5 protein-coding genes and 1 pseudogene are annotated in these 5,676 nt (G+C 68.8%); 5 read left to right on the top strand and 1 reads right to left on the bottom strand.

Translation table 11 applies throughout. The features are described 5' to 3' along the window. The first annotated feature begins 83 nt into the window (after window positions 1-83). A complete protein-coding gene (locus GJ693_RS13320) occupies window positions 84-1,136 on the top strand; it encodes an SO2930 family diheme c-type cytochrome (protein WP_235902903.1) in 1,053 nt (350 codons plus the stop codon). Here GJ693_RS13320 and GJ693_RS13315 read toward each other — a convergent pair. Further along, entirely contained in the window at window positions 1,087-2,328 is a 1,242-nt protein-coding gene (locus GJ693_RS13315; protein ID WP_156256772.1) for an MFS transporter, read from the bottom strand. The two genes, GJ693_RS13320 and GJ693_RS13315, sit on opposite strands and share 50 nt — an antisense overlap. A gap of 94 nt (window positions 2,329-2,422) precedes the next feature. On the opposite strand from GJ693_RS13315, the gene GJ693_RS13310 reads away from it, so the two are divergent. The 4 genes and pseudogenes from GJ693_RS13310 to GJ693_RS13295 all read left to right on the top strand — a co-directional run. Further along, complete coding sequence (locus GJ693_RS13310) at window positions 2,423-2,962, top strand: J domain-containing protein (protein WP_156256771.1); 540 nt, start codon at window positions 2,423-2,425, stop codon at window positions 2,960-2,962. A 71-nt stretch (window positions 2,963-3,033) separates the two neighbouring features. Then, window positions 3,034-4,254, top strand: a complete 1,221-nt coding sequence (locus GJ693_RS13305) for a peroxiredoxin family protein (protein WP_156256770.1) — start codon at window positions 3,034-3,036, stop codon at window positions 4,252-4,254. An 84-nt stretch (window positions 4,255-4,338) separates the two neighbouring features. Then, window positions 4,339-5,001 (top strand): ribulose-phosphate 3-epimerase, encoded by a 663-nt coding sequence (gene rpe, locus GJ693_RS13300; RefSeq protein ID WP_156256769.1) that lies wholly within the window; start codon window positions 4,339-4,341, stop codon window positions 4,999-5,001. Continuing rightward, window positions 5,001-5,676: pseudogene (locus GJ693_RS13295) on the top strand (heparinase); the annotation flags it as partial. The gene rpe and the pseudogene GJ693_RS13295, both read left to right, overlap by 1 nt.

The raw sequence follows: 5,676 nt of genomic DNA, 5'->3' as shown, positions 1-5,676 counted from the left end.
CGGCCCGGCCCGATGAAACCGATGACAGTCGCCAGCACCCGCCCGGCCATCGTGCTGCCGGCCGACCTGGAAGCGCGCAGCCGATGAGGCGCGCGCTGGCGGCGTTGCTGTTGCTCGGCGCGGCCCCGGCACCCGTGGTGCAGGCCGATCTGCTGCTGAGCACCGACGCGCCGCGGCTGGCCGACTATGGCCTGTTCGATACCAGCGGCGCACCCACGGTGGGCGTGCAGCCCTATACGCTGAACACGCCGCTGTTTTCCGACCATGCCGAAAAATTCCGCTATGTCTGGCTGCCGCCGGGAACCAGGGCCGACTATCGCACGACGGGCGTGCTGGCCTTCCCGGTCGGCACCGTTCTGGTCAAGCGTTTTGCCTTCCCGGCCGATCTCAGGCAGCCGACGCAAAATGTCCGTCCGATCGAGACCCGCCTGCTGATCCACCGGCCGGCCGGCTGGGTGGCGCTGAGCTATGTCGAGCAGGACGGCGGCGCCGTGCTCAAACGGGCCGGGGTGAAGGTGCCGGTGCAGTTCATCGACAAGGCGGGCCGGCCACAGGCCATCGACTATGCCGTGCCCAACCAGAACCAGTGCAAGACCTGCCACCAGTCGGGCGAGGCGATCTCGCCGATCGGGCCAACGGCCGGCAATCTCAATGGCGGCCTGCACGGCGATGGCCCAAACCAGTTGATGACGTGGGCCGCCTCAGGCCGGCTGGCGGGGCTGCCGGCCGGTGGCTGGCCGAAACTGGCGCGCTGGGACGATGCGCGCGAACCGCTCGACCGCCGCGCAAGGGCCTATCTCGCGGTCAATTGCAGCCATTGCCACAATCGCAACGGCTTTGCCTCCAATTCCGGGCTTTATCTTGATCCGGACGAGACCGAGCCTGCGCACCTGGGCGTGCTGAAGCGGCCGGTGGCGGCCGGGCGCGGATCGGGTGGGATGGCGTTCTCGATCCTGCCCGGCCAGCCCGACCGGTCGATCCTGGTCCATCGCATGGAATCGAGCGAGCCCGGCATCATGATGCCGCAGTTCGGCCGCGCACTGGCCCATGAAGAGGGGATCGCGCTGATCCGCGCATGGATCGCCGCTATGCCCGCTCCAGCTTCGCCAGCGCCGGCAGCAGGGGCAGCACGGTAAGCCCGGCCAGCATCAGCACCAGCGGCACGCCCAGCCCGGCCCCGACCGCCGCGCCGGCACCCAGCACGGCGGCGACCTGGAACAGGCTGTTGATGATGTTGTTGGCGGCGATCGCGCTGGCCCTGGTGCCAGCCTCCCCCGCTGTCTGCAGCACGGCATAGAGCGGCACCGAGAATACCCCGCCGGCCAGCGCCAGCACGGTGAGATCGACCAGCACGCGCCAACCGGCCGGCAACGCGAAGAAGGCAGCGACATCCTTGGGTGCCGCGCCAACGCCGCCAATCGCGAACCACAGATCAAGCCCGGCCAGTGCCATCGCCAGCCCGGCGAGGCCGCACAGCCGGGTGGTGATGCGGCCCTTCAGCCAGCGCCCGACCGCCACCGATCCGGCGGCGATGCCCACCGAGAAGGCGGCCAGGAACAGGGTGGCGACGGCCTCGCTGGCGCCCATGTCGTTCTTGGCCAGCGGCACGAACTGGCTGGTATAGACAGCGCCCAGCGCCCAGAACCACGAGATCGCCAGCGTCGCGATAAGCAGCCGCCGGTTGGCAAAGGCATGGCCCAGCGCGGCGCGGCCGCTGGTCAGCGGGTTCCAGTTGAGCGTGCGGCCGGCTTCGGCCGGCGCCGGCGGGATGAAGCGTGACGCCAGCCAGCCCAGGCCGGCAATGGCCAGCGTGATCGGCCCCACCGCCTGGGTGGCGAGCAGGCCGCCGGCGACCTGGCCGAGCAAGATGGCAACGAACGTCGCGCCTTCGACGAGGCCGGTGCCGGCGAGCAGCTCATCCTCACGCAGATGCTGAGGCAGGATGGCATATTTGACCGGACCGAACAGGGTGGAATGGCAGCCCATCAGGAACACCACGGCCAGCGCCAGGCCCAGCGAGCCGAACGCCAGCGCCGCCCAACCCAGCGCCATGAAGGCGATTTCCGACAGCTTCACCAGCCGCGCAATCGCCGCCTTGTCCCGAGCGTCGGCGGCCGATCCGGCGATACCGGAAAACAGGAAGAAGGGCAGGATGAACAGGCCAGCCGCCGTGGAGGCCAGCATCGCCGCCCGCTTCGGATCAGCCGCCGCCACGTCATAAGCGACGATGAATACCAGCGCGGTGCGGAACAGATTGTCGTTGAAGGCGCCCAGAAACTGGGTGGCAAACAGGGGGCCAAAACGCCGCGTGGTCAACAGGGCCAGCATCGACCTTCAGCCTTGCCCGTTTGCGCCGCAGCCGTCCAGACTGGCAACTGCAGCCAGCATGGCATAGAAGGGACGATTGAGGAGACGCGGGCAGGTGCCAAAGCAGCGGCGCAACGATGATTGGGGCTTCCCGCGCTGGCGGGATTATGGTGCGGACCGCGCCGCCACCACCGTGCGCCTGTGCGATCGCGATGGCTGCAACAACGTGGGTGACCGCCCTGCCCCCAAGGCGCCGAACAGCCCGGAACGCTGGATGTTCTGTCAGCAGCACGCCGCCGAGTATAACGCCGGCTGGGATTATTTCCGCGGCCTGACGCCGGAAGAGGCCGCCGCCCGCGCCGCATCGGAAGACCGCCAGCGCCGATATCGCCGCGCCAGCCATTGGGAATGGGGCGGGGAAGGCGATGGCAGCCGCAGCCGGGCCGAGCTTGACGCCTTGAAAGTGCTGGGCGTGGAGCCTGATGCCAGCCCCGAAGCGATCAAGGCCGCCTGGCGCGCCGCGGCCAAGGCCAGCCACCCCGATGTTGCTGGCGCAGAGCCGGAAGCCGCCGAACGTTTCCGCGCCGTGCAGGCGGCCTGGTCCGTGCTGCAGGCCGCCGAAGCCGCGCGGGCACAGGCAGCGGAGCGGGGCTGAAACTCGGCCTTTCGCACACGCAAGAATTCGCCAGCTTGCCGCCGCGGCGGCGCTGCTGTTTGGAGGACCTCATGATGGCCAATCTTCGCACCCTGTTCGCCGCCGGTCTGATCGCCGGCCTGACTGCCGCTCCAGCGCTGGCCGCCGGCCTTTATGGCCAATGGCGCGTCAGCTTCGACGCCCACCCCGGCGGGCCATTGCCGTTCACGCTCGACGTGCGCGAAGGCAAGAGCGGGCCGGAGGCGTGGTTGGTCAACGCGCCGGAACGGCTGAAGGTGGAGCAGGTCGAGGTGACCAGCGATGCCATCACGCTCATCTTCCCCAGCTACAACAGCCGCCTCGAACTGAAGGCCACCGGCAGCGGCGGCCTTGCCGGCACGGCGACCGTGCTGCGCTCCACCGGCACGGTGACGCTGGCCGCCACTGCCCAGCGCGGCGCCTGGCGCTTCACGCCGGGCGCGGTGAAGCCGGGGGGCAACGTCACCGGCCGCTGGAACCTGACCTATGGCGACAACAAGGTGAAGGGCCTCGTGCTGCTCAAGCAGGTGGGTTCGCAGGTGTCGGGCACGGTGCAGTTGCCCACGGGCGACATGCGCTACCTGTCGGGCGAATTGAACGGCAACCAGCTGAAGCTCTCCACCTTTGATGGCAGCTTCACCAACCTGTGGCTGGGCACGCTGGCGGGCGACACGCTGAAAGGTGCCCAGTTTGCCGCCACCAGCCGGCCAACCGGCAATGCCTTCGAGGCGAAGAAGGAAAAGGCCGCCACCATGAACGCGGTGGTGGTGGAGGCGCCCGGCGGTGAGCGGCTGTCGTTCCGCCTGCCGACGCCAGAGGGCCAGATGATCAGCCTTTCCGACCCGCGCTACAAGGGCAAGGTGGTGGTGATCTCGCTGGGCGGCGCCTGGTGCCCCAATTGCCACGACGAGGCGCAGTTCCTTGGCCCCTATGCCGCCCGGCGGCAGAAGGAAGGCTTGGAAATGATCGGCCTGCAGTTCGAATATGGCACGGATGTGCCCCGCGCCATGCGCCAGATCACCAGCTTCAAGACCCGCTACAAGCTGCCCTACCCAATGGTCTATGGCGGCCGGCCAATCGACGAGGACACCAAGAAAGTGCTCGGGCCACTGGCGCCGGTGAAGGTGTGGCCTTCGACGATCTTCATCGGCCGCGATGGCCGGGTGAAGGAAGTCCATGTCGGCTGGGCCGGCCCGGCCACCGGCGCGCTCGCTGAGAAGGTGAAGCGCGAATTTGACGAGACGGTGACCAAGCTGCTGCGCGCAAAAGCCTGAGGCCGCGATCAATCCACATCTGTGTGCGGTGACGCACCGGCGCGCCCCCTACCACGGGTGCGCCGGCCCTGCTAAGCACGGGCCATGAGCCCGCCCGTCCGCATTGCCCCGTCGATCCTGTCGGCAGATTTCGCGCGACTGGGCGAGGAGGTGCGGGCGATCAGCGCCGCCGGAGCCGACTGGATCCATGTCGACGTGATGGACGGGCATTTCGTGCCCAACATCACCATCGGCCCGGCGGTGGTGAAGGCCCTGCGCCCGCACAGCGACCTGCCGTTCGACGTCCACCTGATGATCAGCCCGGTCGATCTGTATCTGGAGGCCTTTGCCGAGGCCGGTGCCGACATATTGACCGTCCACCCCGAAGCCGGCCCGCACCTTCACCGCACCATCCAGCGCATCAAGGCGCTGGGCAAGAAGGCCGGCGTGTCGCTGAACCCGGCCAGCCCGGTCGAACTGGTCGAGGAGGTGCTGGGCGATATCGACCTCATCCTGGTGATGAGCGTCAACCCCGGCTTCGGCGGACAGAGCTTCATCACCAGCCAACTCAAGAAGATCGAGCGCCTGCGCCGGATGATCGACGACAGCGGCCGCGCCATTCACCTGGAAGTCGATGGCGGGGTGGATGCGAACAACGCCGCCACCGTGGTCGCCGCTGGCGCCGATGTGCTGGTCGCGGGCACCGCCAGCTTCAAGAGCGGCACGGCGCATTATGCCGCCAACATCGCGGCGCTGAAGGGCCGCTGATGGCAAAACCGCCCCAGCTGCCAGACCTGGAAGATGAGGACGGCAGCTTGCGCCGTGGCGGCGGCGAACGCGGCCTGTCGCTGTCTGAACGGCTGGCGGCGGGGCTGGCGACGCGGGTCTATGCCTCGCCGCTGCACCGGCTGCGGCTGCGCGGGCGCTTTCCGCTGAAACTGCTCGGCGTGCCGGTCGATCCGGTGCCCGGCGATCCCCACATCGGTGAGCGCATCCTGGCCGGCCGCCTGATCCACGCCGGTCACACCGCGATGACGCGGGACATCACATTTCGCGAGCCGACGCCGCCGCCGGAATGGCAGGATTGGGCGCATGGCTGGGAATGGCTGCGCGATCTGGCCATTCTGCCCGACCGGGAGGCGGCCCGGCGCGCGGCGGAAAATCTGGTCGAGCGCTGGCTGGCCAGCTTCAGCGAATTCGATCCGCTGGCCTGGCGCGCCGATCTCACCGGCACCCGCCTCCTGATGGCGCTGGGCCATGCCCCACTGATCCTGTCGTCCTCCAACCAGATCTATCGTTCCGCCGTGCTGTCGGCGATGGCGACCTGGGCGCGGCACCTCGATCGCGCCGCGCGCCGCGGCAACGAGGGGCTGGGCAAGGCGAGGGCGCTGTGCGGGCTCTATGCGGCCGGCACGCTGATCCCCGGCGGCGAGGTGCGCGCCG

Origin of the sequence: Sandarakinorhabdus oryzae (genome assembly GCF_009733735.1) — a bacterium.
GTDB classification, from domain to species: Bacteria; Pseudomonadota; Alphaproteobacteria; order Sphingomonadales; family Sphingomonadaceae; genus Sandarakinorhabdus; species Sandarakinorhabdus oryzae.
The sequence above is the reverse complement of the archived record's forward strand: the minus strand, read 5'-3'. Positions and strand labels throughout refer to the sequence as shown.

What these genes read in the sequence shown, in the direction of transcription:
- rpe (WP_156256769.1), top strand. Translation starts at nt 4,339, where the DNA reads ATGAGCCCGCCCGTCCGCATTGCCCCGTCGATCCTGTCGGCAGATTTC.
- GJ693_RS13315 (WP_156256772.1), bottom strand. Translation starts at nt 2,328, where the DNA reads ATGCTGGCCCTGTTGACCACGCGGCGTTTTGGCCCCCTGTTTGCCACC.
- GJ693_RS13305 (WP_156256770.1), top strand. Translation starts at nt 3,034, where the DNA reads ATGATGGCCAATCTTCGCACCCTGTTCGCCGCCGGTCTGATCGCCGGC.
- GJ693_RS13320 (WP_235902903.1), top strand. Translation starts at nt 84, where the DNA reads ATGAGGCGCGCGCTGGCGGCGTTGCTGTTGCTCGGCGCGGCCCCGGCA.